Raw genomic sequence first — 14,318 nt, 5'->3', positions numbered from 1 at the left:
CACCCAGACAAGAGCGTTTGAAATCTCAAACGAATCCTAGGATCAAAGGGGGTAAAGGACAATAGGCTGTTCGAAAAAAAGAACGAAAACGACGCTTTTGCCTATTTTTTCTGATCAACGTAGCAAACGCGCGTTACAGCTTTAAAAAAACGCAGGCGATTCAGCAGCATGGACGCCCGCAGTGCATATGCGTATCATGGCGCCCGCTGCACCAGTAGCTCAGCTGGATAGAGTACTGCCCTCCGAAGGCAGGGGTCGTGGGTTCGAATCCCGCCTGGTGCACCATACGTTGTAACGAGAAAGCCTCAGGCCTTATGGGTCTGGGGCTTTTTTGTGGGTGTTTGAAGGCTTGGCGCCTAACGGCCAATGCTGTTTTTTTCAAACAGCCGGGCGATGTCTCTCGCACTATGCAGCACACGTTCGACCTTGATCCCGTCGTCCATCAAACAGTAGAAAACCAGATATCGACCATGGGCAAGCATTCGCAATCCCTTGGCGCAATCGTCTCTTGAAACACCCAGATTCGGTTGTTCAATCAACCGTGTGCACTGCCTGCGTAGCTCACCCACAAACGTCCGGGCCCGTTCAGGATTGTCTCGGGCGATAAAACGAGCGACTTGCAGCAGATCGTCCCGTGCCAATGCAGAGAAAAGCAATTGCCTCATGGACGGCTTTGCTCGGCTGCTACCTCATCAATCAGCGCATCAAGCTCGGCGAACACGGTATCGGCAGCAATGGCCGGGCGCGGATCGTTGCGGCTGGCCGCAATGGCTTCACGAAGTTCGGCAGCCTGCAGCCGATCCAGCAGCTGTTGATAGGCCGCGTGCGGTAAAAGATAGGCGGCAGGGCGATTGTGGTTGAGCACGGCAACAGGCTCGGAACCCGCTTGCTCAATGACAGTGCTCGGGCTGCGCTTGAGCTCGGTGATACTGACCGAACGGCTTGCAAGTAGCTGCTCCATGACGGCTCCAAAGGTACAAAAAAAAGTACCTTATAGTGTTCCATTCCCTGCATGAGGGTCAACGAATCTCCGACCGGTGCTGTCCTGGCCCACAAAAAAACCGCCGAAGCGGTTTTTTTCATTCTGTCGTCCAGTCGAACTCGTCGTACTCATCATCGTCCTCGTCGTCCTCGAAAAATTCCTCTTCAAGGTCGTCGTCTTCAACAACGTCTTCTTCCGGCTGATTCAGCAGAAAATCCTTGCGACTCTCGGTAATCGCTCGCCGCAGTTCCTCGCCCTTTTGCGGGCAGTTGAGCATTTGGGCGATGCGGTCGATTTTTTTTGCCACGGCATCCTCCAACGCATCGGCTATGGCCTGATAGTGCGCGCTTTCGGGTCGGGATGCCAAATTCCCCGAGCGCTGCGCACTTCAGTTTATTCCTGAAGATGGTTAGCGATGATAGCGCCGCACCACGCTGCTGTTTTTCAGGACGTGGCCTTTGATTTTTTCCAGCAGCTGCGCACGGGTCAGGCCGGCGGGCAAGGCGTCCGGGGGCAGGTCCAGGGCATAGATCTGGATGATGTAGTGGTGCGAGCTGTCGCCAACGGGCGGGCAAGGGCCGATGTAGCCGGTGGTTGTCTTGCTGTTGGTACCGCCGACACCCTCCAGGCCGGGTTTACTCCCGGCACCGGCCGGGATCTGGTGGGTGCCGGCCTTGATGCCGTAATGCACCCACTGATCGATGCCCTGGCCCTTCTGGCCGTCTGGGTCGTGCATGACGATGGCGTAGCTTTGGGTCGCTTCCGGACCGGCGTTCCAGTTCAATGCCGGGGAAATGTTATGCCCGCCACAACCCGCGGAATCGCTCGCTGCGGCCGACGTGAACAGACGGTCATCGGAGACACCGGGAATGTTCAGGGTGAAGCGCTCCTGGGCCTGCGCCGGGAACTGCACGCAAAGGGCGACTGCCAAGGCCGCGAGCCAAGGGTTCATTGAGGTCAATCGGGGCATACCGGAGTACCTTGTGCGTGTTGGGCCGTCGTCGGCGCGCAAACTATAGCCGGACCGTTCACGCCGTGGCAGGGGCAATTGGCTGAACCTCGCGATAAGTACCAGACTCATAATTGAAACGTCTGTCTGGAGAGCGATCATGACTCTGCATCGCGTTGCGCGTGTCGCCAATGTGCCCGAAGACCGGGGTCTGGAAGTGCAGGTCCAGGACAGCAAGGTTCTGCTGTTGCGGGCCGGCGAACAACTGCGCGCTTATCAGGCCGAATGCCCGCACGCCGGAGCCCCGCTGGCTGACGGTGCGGTATGCAACGGGCGCCTGACCTGTCCGTGGCACAAGGCGCAGTTTCGGATCGAGGATGGCGGGCTGTGTGAGCCGCCAGCCCTGGACAGCCTCAAGCGCTATCCCCTTGAAGTGCGTGACGGCGACATCTGGGTCGGCGACCAGCCGATGCCGGGTGCCCACACGCCACCGGCCGACGATCCACGGACCTTCATCATTGTCGGCGCTGGCGCGGCAGGCACGGCGGCGGCAGCGTGTTTGCGCGAGAAAGGTTTCGGCGGCCGGTTACTGTTGATCGACCGCGAAGCCGATGCCGGATACGACCGCACCGCGCTGAGCAAATACGTGATCGCCGGAGAGATGCCGCTGGACGAAGTCCCGCCGCTGCGCGACGAGGATTTTTACCGCGAGCAGCGGATCGAGCGCCTGCGAGGCGAAGTGGCAAGCCTGGATGCGCCAAACCGGACGCTGCGGCTGACTGACGGCCAATCACTGACATACGACGCCGCGCTGCTGGCCACCGGCGGTGTACCCAATCCGCTGACGCTGCCCGGTGCCGAGCTGCCGCAAGTGTTCGTCCTGCGCTCCAAGGCCCATGCGCAGCAGATTCTCGACAGCGCCAGCGCCGGCCAGCGGGTCGTGATCATCGGCGACAGTTTCATTGCCATGGAGTCCGCCTCGTCCCTGCGCGAGCTTGGCCTGCACGTGACCGTGCTCGCCCGCCACGAAGTACCGTTTACCAAACAGTTCGGCGACACGGTCGGCAAGGCCATTCGCGCGCGGCATGAAGCCCAGGGCGTCGTGTTTCATACCCAGGGCAATGCGGTACAGATCGAAGGGACGGACAAGGTCGAAGCCGTGCGCCTGGACAATGGCCAACGCTTGGCGGCCAATCTGGTGCTGGTCGGCATTGGCGTCACGCCAGCCACTGCGGCCTTTACCGGGTTGCCGAAGGAGCAGGACCACTCGCTGCGTGTCGATGGCGCAATGCGCGTGGCCGACGGCCTCTGGGCGGCTGGCGATATCGCCACGTTCCCGCTGAACAACCAACACCTGCGCATCGAACACTGGCGACTGGCCCAACAGCAGGCGCGGATCGCCGCGGCCAATATGCTGGGCGGTGACGAGCATTACCTCGACGTGCCGTATTTCTGGACCTGGCATTTCGGTAAAACCTACGACTACCTCGGCCACGCCGAGGCCTGGGACGAAGTCGAGTTCAAGGGCGATCCCTACGATCCGCCTTTCATTGGCCTGTTCGGCAAAAACGGTGTGGTGTCGGCGGCGGTAGCCTGCGAGATGGACCGGACAATGGCGATGCTCGCCGAGCGGATGAAACAACCGCTGCCATGGGAAGAGGCATGGCGCCTGATCCGTGACGTCCCCTAGGGGGCGGACAGCAAAACGCCCGACGCCTGCGCGATGCAGAGGCCGGGCGTTGCAGAGTTAACAGCCGCCGTTATTGGGTGGCACCAGCATCTGCGAACTTGCTCATCACAAAACTGGCAAACTCTTCGACGGTCATTTTCTGGCCGTTGAAGTCCACCTGATTGTTGGCGTAACGCAAGTTGGTGACGATGTTATTGCCGTCCAGTTTTGCCAGTTGGCTGCCGACCGCCATGCTGCTGAACATGTCCGCGGTGGCGGTGGCCTGGTCGGCAATCAGTTTGGCGTCGGTCTGACCATCGATTTGCGATTGCACGGTGAGCACATCGACCAGCATGGCTTTGGACACTTGCAGTTTGAAGTCCAGCAGCGCGATCAGCTGTCTGACCAACTGATCGGTCGGCAGATCGATGGCTTGTGGCTTGGTCAGGTCGAGCACCATGTTGGCGCGGCTCTCACCGTTGGCGGTGTTGAACGACAGGTTTTCCAGGGCCACTTGTGGTCCGGCCGCCAGCAGTTTTTCCAGGCTGGACTTGAGCAGCGCCTCTTCGGCTTCGGTCAGTTTCAGCTCTGGCGCCGGCAGGCCGGCCGCCGCTGCTTCGGCCGCCGCCCTTTCATACGGCTGCAGTTTGCTCTGGTAAACCTGCATCAATGACAGGGTGGCCGGAATGTCGAGGTTCTTCAGGCTCATGGCCAGCGCCCCGGAACCGATGGTCTTGCCGTTCAGGGACACGTCGCCGACCTTGTAGTCGGCACGCCCGGAGACGTTGCTACCCTTTTCTTCAGTCAGGTTTTTCATTTCGAATTTCTTGAAGTCCAGTACCGACTGCTTGACGCCAAAAGTCGACTTGCCGCTGGCCAGTTCAACAACGTTCTCACCGGTGTAGAAACCGTAGGTACTTTTTGTCAGGTTGCTGGCCAGGGTCAGGCCGTTCAATTCAACCTGCACCGGTGCCTGATCCTCGGACACTGTGGTCACCTTCAGGCTGTCCATGTAGCCGCTGGCCTTGACCTTCTGCGCCTTGGCGCTGGCGTCGACGTCCATGCTCAGGCCGGAGAACTTCAAGCTCGACTTGTCATCCAGGGCCATTTCCAGCGGCTGCAACTCGAGGGTGCCATTGGTAGAGTTGTCATAACCGATGTTGACCACACCGGTCAGCGGGGATTTGTCCTTGGCGGCGGCAAACCACTTCTCGGTGGACGGGGTCTTTTCCAGTTCGTAGTGACTGGTCGCCAGGACCGGCAGCCACTTCAGCGACATCAGGCGCGAGAACGGCAACGGGCCGTGTTCGATGTGATCGACAAACAGCAACTCGACCGGCGCTTCGCCGAACATTTCGCCTTCGCCCTTGAGACGGTAGTGCGCGGTGCTGCTGAATACATGACGCTCCAGCGACACCAATTCCAGCGACGCCGTGCCGTTTGAACCGACCATCGCCGCCTGCAATTCCTTGTTGGTATCGGCAATCGAGGTGTTCAACACACCTTCGATTTTGGTGCCGGTGAACCAGGCTCCGCCTGCGCTGATGGCACCGATTGCGACAACAATTCCCAGTAGCACGCCTGCTGATTTATTCATGTATGCCCCGTTCAAGTCCGTTGTAGAAAGTGAGGTCGTCTTCCCTGAACCCATGACGGGTTGCGGCTCGACTGTGCTGAAAGTGAATTGCAGATTAGCACCGGGCGCGACGAACGGCTCAATGATTAAAGGTGAAAGAGTGTCTTGGGGGGCTCACTGGGGCTGGGGATTCTTTGCGCCTATACAATCGCCTTCGCGAGCAAGCCCGCTCCCACAGGTACGGCGTGATCCCTGTGGGAGCGGGCTTGCTCGCGATGGCGGCATAACAGCCACCACAAAATCAGGAATACTGGACCTCGATCTCATCCAGTTGATGATCAAAACTTTTGAGCCGCGCAGTCCAGGTGTACACCAGCACTTCGAAGTCGCGGTTGATCACCGCCCCGCCCGTCACTTCCTCGCGCGGGTCGCAGAAGTCCAGTTGATAGCGTTCGCGGGCCATGGCCGTGGCGACATCGGCCAGTTCCCGGGCATTGCTGAGCCAGTGCCGACCGTCGTCAGCCACTTGCCGGTCCAGCGCCAGGCATTGTTTTTTCAGGGTCTCGAGGCTTTTTTCCAGCGGCGTGCCGGTCAATTCGCCCATGACTTCCTGAAAGGTGCGCCCCGGTTGCCAGTAACTGCCCCAGAAATAGCGGTCGAACACGGTTTCGACACGACGCAACGCCACCTTGGTGTCCCAGATCAGGACCAGGGTCTTGCCTTGTTCGAGTTGTCTTTTCTTGATGCGTTGATTCTGGACCGAGGCCCAGGCCACCACCGCAATGGACATCACGGCAATCAGCGCGGCGGCACTGTCGAGGAACACCAGAGCCTTGTCGATCTGGTGGGCCAGCATGATGCCGTAGAAATAGGTGGCCGACAGCAGCACCAACGCCACGATGGCGCACCAGAAGCCGAGAGCATAAGGGTTTTTCATTATTGGTTTCCCCCTGACCTGCGCGAGCCTTGTACGAAGAAAGGACGCTTCGCACGGGGCGCCCCTCCAACACTTCAAAGCATAGCAACGGCCTCAGGGTTTGCCGGAGTTCGACGCTTGCGTTCGTCCGCTTTCCCAGCCGCCGCCCAAGGCGAGGAACAAATCGATCTGACTGGCGGCAACCTGGGTGTTCGCGGCCGCCAGTTGTGCCGTGACGTCGATGTAGGTGCGGGTAGCTTGCAGGTCGGCCAGGAACGAGGCGCGGCCGGCCTGGAAGAAGCGATGGGTCTGGTCGGCCGCCAGTTTTGCCGATTGCTCGGCATCGGCCAGTGCATCGCGGCGTTGCAGCAATGCCGTGTACTGGGCCAGGCCGGTCTGGGTCTCGCGAATGGCGTTGAGCACCACCCCATCGAAATGCGCCAGGGTCGCCTGGGTCACCGCTTCGGCTTCGCGGATGCGCGCCCGGGCGCCGTTGGTCGGCACGTTCCAGGTCAGCGACGGACCGAAGCCCCAGCGGTTGGTAGACGGATCGCCCAGATCGTCCAGGATGCCGACGGTACCGATGGTCGCGCCGATGCTGATGTTCGGGTACAGCTCGCCCGTGGCGACGCCAATACCGGCCGTCGAGGCCGCCAGCCGACGCTCGGCCTGCCGTACATCGGGACGACGCTTGAGCAACGCGGCGCCATCGCCCACCGGGATCAATTGCGCAATTTTCGGCAGCTCGTCGCAGGTGGCGGTGCCGGCCGGCAGTTGGTCCACCGGCTTGGCCAGCAACATCGACAAGCGATACAGCCCGGCCTGACGAGCGGCTTCATAGCGCGGCATGTCGGCGCGCAGGGATTTGAATTGGGTCTGCGAGCGGGTGACCTGGGTTTCGTCGCCACGCCCAGCATCGCGCAAGCGCTGGATCAGCGTGGTGCTCTGGGCTTGCAGATCGAGGGAATGCTGGGCGATTTCCCGCTCTTCATTGGCCGCACACACTTGGGTGTAGGCGCGAACCACGTCGGCCACCACGGTGATGCGTGCAGTATCGGCGGCGGCCTGCGTCGCATCGGCATTGGCCTTGGCCGCTTCGATGCCGCGTTGCAAGGTGCCGAACAGGTCGAACTGGTACGACGCGCTGATGCCGATATCGCCGATGTTGGCCACCGGCACTTTTTCCGGCAGCAGGAAGGCCTGGCCGGACTCCTGCAAGCGCTGGGCACCCATCTGCACGCCGCCGCTCCAGCCGCCCGCCGCTTGCGCCTCATCAACCTGAGCGCGAGAGCGGGACAGACTGGCCGCCGCCACACGCAAATCCGTGTTGGAGGCCATGGCCTGCTGCACCAACTGGTCGAGTCGCGGATCCTTGTACAGGCGCCACCAATCGGCCGGCACCGGTGCGGACACCACCGTTTTACCGTCTACCGCCAGATCACCCTGGAAGTCTTGACGATGGACGGCCGCTTCTTCGGGCAAGTGATAATCCGGCCCGACCATCTGACACGCCGACAGCAGCAAGCCTAACCCGGCGACCGCCAAACCCGAGGCCTTGCTCATTGCGCCGGCTCCCGCTTCTGATCGTCGATGATCGATACCGTGGCGGTGCGCCCGGCGATCATGCGGAAATCTTCCGGCACGTCATCGAAGGCAATCCGCACCGGAATCCGCTGGGCCAGCCGCACCCAGCTGAAGGCCGGGTTGACGTTGGGCAGCAGGTTGTTGCCGCTGGTGCGGTCGCGGTCTTCGATACCGGCGACGATGCTCTCCACATGCCCGCGCAGGCGCGCATTGTCTCCGATCACCCGAATGTCGACGCTTTGCCCGATATGAATGCCGTTCAGTTTGGTTTCTTCGAAATAGCCATCGATGTGGAACGAGTTGCTGTCGACCACCGACAACACCGGACGCCCGGCGCTGACGAACTCCTGGGCCCGTGGCGCGCGATCGTTGACGTAGCCGTCCACCGGGCTGCGGATCACCGAGCGGTCGAGGTTGAGCTGCGCGCTGTCCACCGCCACCTGGGCTTCCATCAAGGCCACTTGGGCGCGGGCCACTTTCGACTGGCTTTCTTCCAGTTGCTCACCCGGCACCAGGTTGCCAAGCCCCTTGTTCCGCCTGGCCTCGCGCTGGGCCTGGGCCAGGGTTTCTTCGCGATCGGCGACGGCCGCTTTCGCCTGGCGCAGAGCCAGCTTGAAGCGGTCTGGATCGATGCTGAACAGCACCTGGCCGCGCTTGACCAATTGGTTGTCGCGCACCTCCACTTGCTGGATCAGCCCGGAGACATCCGGCGCGATTTGCACGATGTCGGCACGGATGTGCCCGTCGCGGGTCCAGGGCGCAAACATGTAATACATCACCATGCGCCAGACCACGACAACGGCAAAGCTCACGATCAGCAGGGTCAACACCACGCGACCGAGGGTTAGAAACGGTTTTTTCATGTCATCAGGTATCGACTGAGTGAGTCCACGGCGCCAAGCAGCAAGGCGTAGAGGGCCACGTTGAACAATGCCCGGTGCCAGACCAGACGGTAAAAGTGCAGGCGCGTCAGCACCCCGTGCACCAACAGGTACAACACATACGTAATGCCCATCAGCACCAGCAGCGTGGGCAGGAACACCCCGCTCAGATCCAGGTCACCGATCATAAAGGCGCTCCATCAATGCCATGGGGAAGCGGTGCTTCGGGCTCGCCGGAACCGACGAACTCGACGCCGGGCAACAGTGCCAGGCGCAGACCGCTCAGGGCGTGCAGCAGATGCCGACGGGTTTCATCGTCGCCGGCACCGCTGAGGGCGCGACGCGTGCGGTCGAGGGTCATCAGCAACGGGCTCGGTGCCTGCAAGCGTTCACCGGCCTTGAGACAGACCTTGAAGTACTCGCCCACCTCGGCCACCACCTGATGCAGCAGCACCTGCGGTACACCAAGGACCCGCGGCGTATAAGCGAGCAGGTCCAACAGATTCAGCGCCACCCGCACTTCCCGCAGCGCCACGCCGGAGTCCTGGCCGGTCATGGCCAGGCGCGGCAGATGCTGCATCAGCCGATCGAGCATCCGTATGCCCAGAAGCCGATGCTCAGACAACGTCGCCGGCTCGGAGAGCCTGACGATGTCACGCCAGCTGAAACGGGTCAGGCGCTTGGCCGCCAGCTCGGCACCGAACGGCCGGGCAATCAGGGTCCAGATGAACGCGAACAGCAACCCCATGGGACCGGCCAGGTTGGAGTTGGCGAAGCTGAGGAAGTCCGCGTCGTAAGCGCCCTGAATGCTGATGAAGGACGAGGTGTTGACCAGGGTCAGCAACATGCCCAGGTAAAACTGCGGCTTGACGGTCAGGGTGCCGACGCAAATGAACGGCACGGCAAACGCCAGCACCAGCATCGGAAAGTCATGCAGGTTGGGCAGCACCAGAAACAGATAAAGGCTGGCGAACACCACCGACATCGCTGTCCAGAAAAAGAACCGGTAAATCTGCGGCGCCGGATCGTCCATCGAGGCGAAAAAGCTGCACGCCACCGCCGCCAGAATCACTGCGCTGCCGCCATCGGTCCAGCCGAGCAGAATCCACAGCACCGAAGCGACGATAATCGCAGTGACGGTGGACGCCGCGGAATAAAACATCAGGCCGCGATCCAGGAACGGCGATAGCCGTCCCAGCCGCCAGTGCCGATACACCGCGCGCCAGCTGTCCTGGCTTTCGCACTGGATGGCGTATTGCAGGCTGCGGCAGTCCTGCCACAAATCGATCCACTCGCCGAGACGGTAAATGGCATTGGAGAACAGCAGTTGCTTGCGGTCATCCAGCGCTTCGGGAGCCGGTTGCAGGGCCTCAAGTTGATCCTTCAGGGCTTGCCAGCGGACGAGATCGGCCTCCTTGTGCTCGAGCCATTCGGTAGTGGCAGCCAGCAAGGGTGCGAACTTGTCCACAAGCTCAGGGGTGCGCCGTTCCAGGGCGTAAAGCGCATCGTCGAGGGCATCGATCACTGGCAGCAGATGAATCATCCGTCCGCGCAATTCCTTGGTGTTGCGCACCGTCTGCGGACGCGAGCCTTCGTGGGGCAACTGGCCGATCATCAATTCCAGTGAGTTGAACGTGGCGACCATCGATGCCCGCAACGCGCTGACTTCTTCAGGCTGCACGTTGCGGCTGATGAAGCGCAGGCTGTAGGTCGATGCATCGGTAAACCATTTGCTCACCGAATCATTGAACACCGGCGCCAGGCGTCGGGGCCAGAACATGGCACCGACCACCGCCGCCACGGCAATGCCGAGAAAGATTTCTTCGGTCCGCGCTTCGGCCACGTCCCACACCCCCAGCGGGTTGTTCACCACCGGCAGGGCGATCAACGGCAAGGTGTAGCCGGCGAGCATCAGGGCGTAGTTGTTCGCGGTGCGCAAATGCAGGGACAGAAACAGCAGCGTCCCGGTCCACAGCGCAATCACCACCACCAGCACGTAGGGGCTCTGCACGAACATCGGCACGAACAGAACCGCCGCCGCAGCGCCGATAAAGGTGCCGACCGCCCGGTACAGCGCCTTGGAACTGGTAGGGCCGAGAAACGGACTGGAAACGATGTACACCGTAGCCATCGCCCAGTACGGACGCGGCATTTGCATGAGCAGGGCGATGTACAGCGCGATCATCGATGCGGCGAAGGTGCGGACTCCGTAGAACCAGTCCCGCGCCGGGGGCATGCCAGAGAAGAATCCGTTCAAGAGTTGGCCACCGATGGTGGCGTGGCCGCTTCGAAAGCTCTCAGTACCCGCAGCGTAGCCTCCAGATCACTCTGGTCAATGCCTTCAAGGACTTCGTGGCGCAAGCGCACCAGTTCAACTTCGACCGCCTGCACCAGCTCCCGACCGGTTTCGGTCAGGCTCAGGCATTTGGCGCGGCGGTCCTGTGCATCTTCTGTGCGGCAGACGTAGCCGCCATGGCACAACTGATCGAGCAAGCGCACCAGCGACGGGCTCTCCATCCCGGCTGCCTGGGCCACCGTCACCTGCCGCACACCCTCGCCCAGACGCCCGATCATCAACAGCGGAACGGCGCAGGCTTCGGAGATTCCATAGTTGGCCAGCGTGGTCTGGCAGATTTTGCGCCAATGCCTGGCGGCCACCACCATGGCACTGCTGATGTTCATCTGGAGAACGTCGAGGTTATTCGGCACGAAGGAAAATACACACTGTTAGTTTGCTAACTATCAATATTGCATTGGAGGGGATTTTCCGTCAAGTTTTGAAACAAATACGTAACAGCGACCTGCCGAGAGCCCTCAACGTTTCCTTGCACGCTCATACACTTCACTGCGTTCGCGCTTTCCTACTGCAACGACAGAAACGACGACACGCTCATCTATCACCTCATAGACGAGTCGATATCCCGATGACTTCAACTTGATTTTGTAGCAGTCGGGCATGCCATGGAGTGAGTCGGAAGGGATTCGAGGCATTTCGAGCCGCTCTGCCAACTTCTTTTTGAATTGTTCACGCAGCGTGTGCCCCAGCTTGTCCCATTCTTTGCGTGCAGACGGCAGAAATTCGAGCTTATAAGTCATCCAGCGTTACCGAAATCGGCGTTTCATGACGACGAGAACGCACAATTTCCGCCAACTCCAGATCATCCAGGCGTTCCATCATGGCTTCGAACACATCGGCAGGGACCATGTAACCCATGACGCGATTGTGATTGAGCACTGCGACGGGCCCTCCATGGGCGCCATTCAAAACGGCAGAGGGGTTTTTCTTTAGTTCAGACACGCTGACAGCCATATCAGCCAATACACTTTGCATAATTAAGACCTCAAATAAGGTCTTAATTCTGGTCAGTTATTGTGATCAGAGCAACCTCGGTGGACCACCGCCTATCAGTTTTTTACACCCCCCGCCCCTTCCTCAACAGCACATCCAGCTGATCCACCACCTCCGCCCAATCCGCGTCATCGAGTATCTCTTCACGCAGAAGATCCGCCTGACTCGGGCTCCAGAAAAATGCATCCGCAAGGTGCAGCTCCGGTTTGAGCGGTGAATGGGTGGCGATGAATTTATCGATGCTTTCGGCGTCGTCCGGCAGGCCGAGTTGCTTGAACAGGGATGGAAGGTTGTGGGTCGGGCTTTCCATGACGAACTCCTGATGACCAATTTAGGGACCGCTGCGCGGTCATCGCGAGCAGGCTCGCTCCCACAGGAAAATGCGCTCTCCCTGTGGGAGCGAGCCTGCTCGCGATGACGGCAGCGAAGACACTGCAGACCTAATGACTCAACTCCCGCACCTCGGCATGCGGCACCATTTTCAGAAACTCGGGCATGTCCATGCGCACCAGGTTGACGTGGTTGCCGGCCTCCAGATAGATGTCTTTCTGCCGGGTCAGCAGCGGATCGATCACCACCTCCAACCCATAGGACTCACCCAGCGCCGGTACGGCACCGCGTTCGCAATCATCGAACAGGTGCGCCAGGTTGCTTTCGCGGGAAACCTGCCACTCACCGCTGCTGCGGACTTTGCTCAGGTCAAGGTGACGGCTGGCGGGCAGCACAGCCATCAGGTAATGCCCATGGTGATCGTCGAGGATCACCGATTTGGCCACCCGTTCGGCAGGAATACCTGCGACCCGTGCCGTTTCGAGGCTGCTGGCCGAGTGTGGGTGGCTGACGATGTCATATTCGCATTGAGCCTTTTCCAGGCTTCGCTGCACGGTTCTTGCCATACGCATGATGCACCTCGGTGCCCGCCATGACCGCTGGCGGACGATGGTTAAAGTTTTGCTTGCGTAGTAAAAGTCTAGGCCCGTCAGCGCGATCCGGCGGGAAATCCGCCCATCGGATGTCGATGGCAGTTGAGCAAAATTCATACCGGCCAAGGCTCAACTAAACTGAATGCAGAGCCACTCCACGACTCTCCCGGAGGGTCAAGTGAACACGCGTTGCTGTGCAGTTGCGTTGCTGTTGGCGTTGAGCGGATCGGCCTGCGCCGCCGACACGGTTGTGGTGCTGTTGCCCAACCCCGTCGGGATCTGGCTTATCACCTTCGGCATCGCGTTCCTGATCGCTGAGGCGGCCCTGCCCAATTACGGCGTGATCGGCTTGGGCGGCATCGTGATGTTCGTGATCGGCGCTGTGATCCTGACCAATACCGATGTGCCCGTGCCGTTGATGATCGGCTTGGGACTGATCAGCGCGCTGTTGTTGATCTACCTGGTGTTTCACGCCCTGAAGACCCGACCGCGCCACACGGTCAGCGGTGATGCCGGGCTGGTCGGCAGCGAAACGCCGGTCACTTCAGTACAGCTCGGCAACGCCTATGGCGGCTGGGTTCATCTGCAAGGAGAACGATGGCAAGTGCTCAGCGCGACGCCGCTGCAACCCGGGCAACAGGTGCGGGTGGTGGGGCGCAAGGGCTTGCTGCTGCAAGTGGCCGCGGCTGACGCGGCGCCGGGCGGAGAATAGTCATGGGTTTGCAATTGGGTCTTGTCGCGCTGCTACTGTTGATCATCGCACTGGCGGGGTCGACGTTCCGCATCCTGCGCGAATACGAGCGCGGCGTGGTGTTCCAGCTCGGGCGCTTCTGGCAGGTCAAGGGCCCTGGCCTGATCCTGCTGATTCCGGTGGTCCAGCAAATGGTCAGGGTCGATTTGCGCACCGTGGTTCTGGACGTGCCGCCGCAAGACGTGATCACCCGCGACAACGTGTCGGTCAAGGTCAACGCGGTGCTGTATTTCCGCGTACTCGATCCGCAGAAGGCAATCATCCAGGTCGAGGATTTCCTGGCCGCCACCAGCCAATTGGCGCAAACCACGCTACGGGCGGTGCTGGGTAAACACGAACTGGACGAACTGCTGGCCGAACGCGAACGGTTGAACCTGGACATCCAGCAAGTACTCGACGCCCAGACTGACGCCTGGGGCATCAAGGTCGCCAACGTCGAGATCAAACACGTGGACCTCAACGAATCGATGATCCGCGCCATCGCCAAGCAGGCCGAAGCCGAACGGGAGCGGCGAGCCAAGGTGATCCACGCCGAGGGTGAATTGCAGGCCTCGGAAAAACTCATGCAGGCCGCCGAAATGCTAGGCCGCCAACCGGGAGCCATGCAGTTGCGCTACATGCAGACCCTGAGTTCGATTGCCGGCGACAAGAGCTCGACCATTGTCTTTCCGCTGCCGATCGAGTTGCTCAAGGGCATGGCGGACTTGTCGTCGAAATCCTGAAGGTTTGCGATGACGC

General features: G+C 60.6%; 18 protein-coding genes and 1 tRNA gene. 4 read left to right on the top strand and 15 right to left on the bottom strand.

Annotation, left to right across the window (positions count from 1 at the left end):
• The first annotated feature begins 208 nt into the window (after positions 1-208).
• Positions 209-285: transfer RNA gene (locus AC3IT9_RS00745), tRNA-Arg, on the top strand.
• A gap of 71 nt (positions 286-356) precedes the next feature.
• Here the strand turns inward: AC3IT9_RS00745 and AC3IT9_RS00740 are convergent.
• From AC3IT9_RS00740 to AC3IT9_RS00725, 4 genes are all read right to left on the bottom strand, one after another.
• Positions 357-665 carry a type II toxin-antitoxin system RelE/ParE family toxin gene (locus AC3IT9_RS00740; RefSeq protein WP_150726405.1) on the bottom strand — a complete coding sequence of 103 codons (309 nt, stop codon included), beginning with the start codon at positions 663-665 and terminating at the stop codon, positions 357-359.
• On the bottom strand, positions 662-961 hold the full coding sequence (locus AC3IT9_RS00735; protein ID WP_223457258.1) for a type II toxin-antitoxin system prevent-host-death family antitoxin: 300 nt from the start codon (positions 959-961) through the stop codon (positions 662-664). Before AC3IT9_RS00735 ends, AC3IT9_RS00740 begins: the two co-directional genes overlap by 4 nt.
• 118 nt (positions 962-1,079) lie before the next feature.
• Entirely contained in the window at positions 1,080-1,349 is a 270-nt protein-coding gene (locus AC3IT9_RS00730) for a hypothetical protein (RefSeq protein ID WP_223530029.1), read from the bottom strand.
• Between the two features lie 42 nt (positions 1,350-1,391).
• Positions 1,392-1,952 carry a YbhB/YbcL family Raf kinase inhibitor-like protein gene (locus AC3IT9_RS00725; RefSeq protein WP_489271675.1) on the bottom strand — a complete coding sequence of 187 codons (561 nt, stop codon included), beginning with the start codon at positions 1,950-1,952 and terminating at the stop codon, positions 1,392-1,394.
• Between the two features lie 139 nt (positions 1,953-2,091).
• Here AC3IT9_RS00725 and AC3IT9_RS00720 point away from each other — a divergent pair, with 139 nt between their 5' ends.
• Complete coding sequence (locus AC3IT9_RS00720; RefSeq protein WP_489271674.1) at positions 2,092-3,621, top strand: FAD-dependent oxidoreductase; 1,530 nt, start codon at positions 2,092-2,094, stop codon at positions 3,619-3,621.
• Positions 3,622-3,691: 70 nt separating this feature from the next.
• Here the strand turns inward: AC3IT9_RS00720 and AC3IT9_RS00715 are convergent, their stop codons facing one another.
• From AC3IT9_RS00715 to AC3IT9_RS00665, 11 genes are all read right to left on the bottom strand, one after another.
• Complete coding sequence (locus AC3IT9_RS00715; protein ID WP_489271673.1) at positions 3,692-5,197, bottom strand: YdgA family protein; 1,506 nt, start codon at positions 5,195-5,197, stop codon at positions 3,692-3,694.
• Between the two features lie 280 nt (positions 5,198-5,477).
• Entirely contained in the window at positions 5,478-6,113 is a 636-nt protein-coding gene (locus AC3IT9_RS00710) for an NADH:ubiquinone oxidoreductase subunit N (RefSeq protein WP_150726399.1), read from the bottom strand.
• 93 nt (positions 6,114-6,206) lie between these two features.
• Positions 6,207-7,655: an efflux transporter outer membrane subunit gene (locus AC3IT9_RS00705; RefSeq protein WP_489271672.1), complete on the bottom strand. Its 1,449-nt coding sequence runs from the start codon at positions 7,653-7,655 to the stop codon at positions 6,207-6,209.
• Positions 7,652-8,539 (bottom strand): efflux RND transporter periplasmic adaptor subunit, encoded by an 888-nt coding sequence (locus tag AC3IT9_RS00700; protein WP_489271670.1) that lies wholly within the window; start codon positions 8,537-8,539, stop codon positions 7,652-7,654. Before AC3IT9_RS00700 ends, AC3IT9_RS00705 begins: the two co-directional genes overlap by 4 nt.
• Positions 8,536-8,745 carry a DUF1656 domain-containing protein gene (locus AC3IT9_RS00695; protein WP_007987399.1) on the bottom strand — a complete coding sequence of 70 codons (210 nt, stop codon included), beginning with the start codon at positions 8,743-8,745 and terminating at the stop codon, positions 8,536-8,538. The genes AC3IT9_RS00700 and AC3IT9_RS00695 overlap by 4 nt, the downstream gene beginning before the upstream one ends.
• Positions 8,742-10,814 carry an FUSC family protein gene (locus AC3IT9_RS00690; RefSeq protein WP_489271669.1) on the bottom strand — a complete coding sequence of 691 codons (2,073 nt, stop codon included), beginning with the start codon at positions 10,812-10,814 and terminating at the stop codon, positions 8,742-8,744. Before AC3IT9_RS00690 ends, AC3IT9_RS00695 begins: the two co-directional genes overlap by 4 nt.
• Positions 10,811-11,239: a MarR family winged helix-turn-helix transcriptional regulator gene (locus AC3IT9_RS00685; RefSeq protein WP_046040691.1), complete on the bottom strand. Its 429-nt coding sequence runs from the start codon at positions 11,237-11,239 to the stop codon at positions 10,811-10,813. Before AC3IT9_RS00685 ends, AC3IT9_RS00690 begins: the two co-directional genes overlap by 4 nt.
• Positions 11,240-11,371: 132 nt before the next feature.
• The gene (locus AC3IT9_RS00680; RefSeq protein WP_057399135.1) at positions 11,372-11,653 is read right to left on the bottom strand and encodes a type II toxin-antitoxin system RelE family toxin; all 282 of its coding nucleotides are present in this window, start codon (positions 11,651-11,653) and stop codon (positions 11,372-11,374) included.
• Entirely contained in the window at positions 11,643-11,888 is a 246-nt protein-coding gene (locus AC3IT9_RS00675) for a type II toxin-antitoxin system prevent-host-death family antitoxin (protein ID WP_150726393.1), read from the bottom strand. Before AC3IT9_RS00675 ends, AC3IT9_RS00680 begins: the two co-directional genes overlap by 11 nt.
• Positions 11,889-11,970: 82 nt before the next feature.
• Entirely contained in the window at positions 11,971-12,216 is a 246-nt protein-coding gene (locus tag AC3IT9_RS00670; RefSeq protein WP_150726392.1) for a DUF2789 domain-containing protein, read from the bottom strand.
• 130 nt (positions 12,217-12,346) lie between these two features.
• A complete protein-coding gene (locus tag AC3IT9_RS00665) occupies positions 12,347-12,808 on the bottom strand; it encodes an aminoacyl-tRNA deacylase (protein ID WP_007975646.1) in 462 nt (153 codons plus the stop codon).
• Between the two features lie 199 nt (positions 12,809-13,007).
• Here AC3IT9_RS00665 and AC3IT9_RS00660 point away from each other — a divergent pair, with 199 nt between their 5' ends.
• Both AC3IT9_RS00660 and AC3IT9_RS00655 read left to right on the top strand, forming a co-directional pair.
• Positions 13,008-13,541 (top strand): NfeD family protein, encoded by a 534-nt coding sequence (locus tag AC3IT9_RS00660; protein ID WP_150753285.1) that lies wholly within the window; start codon positions 13,008-13,010, stop codon positions 13,539-13,541.
• A gap of 2 nt (positions 13,542-13,543) precedes the next feature.
• The gene (locus AC3IT9_RS00655) at positions 13,544-14,302 is read left to right on the top strand and encodes a slipin family protein (protein ID WP_095945030.1); all 759 of its coding nucleotides are present in this window, start codon (positions 13,544-13,546) and stop codon (positions 14,300-14,302) included.
• The last annotated feature ends 16 nt before the right edge of the window (positions 14,303-14,318 follow it).

It is taken from the genome of Pseudomonas sp. KH_046_1 (genome assembly GCF_057839025.1).
The sequence above is the reverse complement of the archived record's forward strand: the minus strand, read 5'-3'. Positions and strand labels throughout refer to the sequence as shown.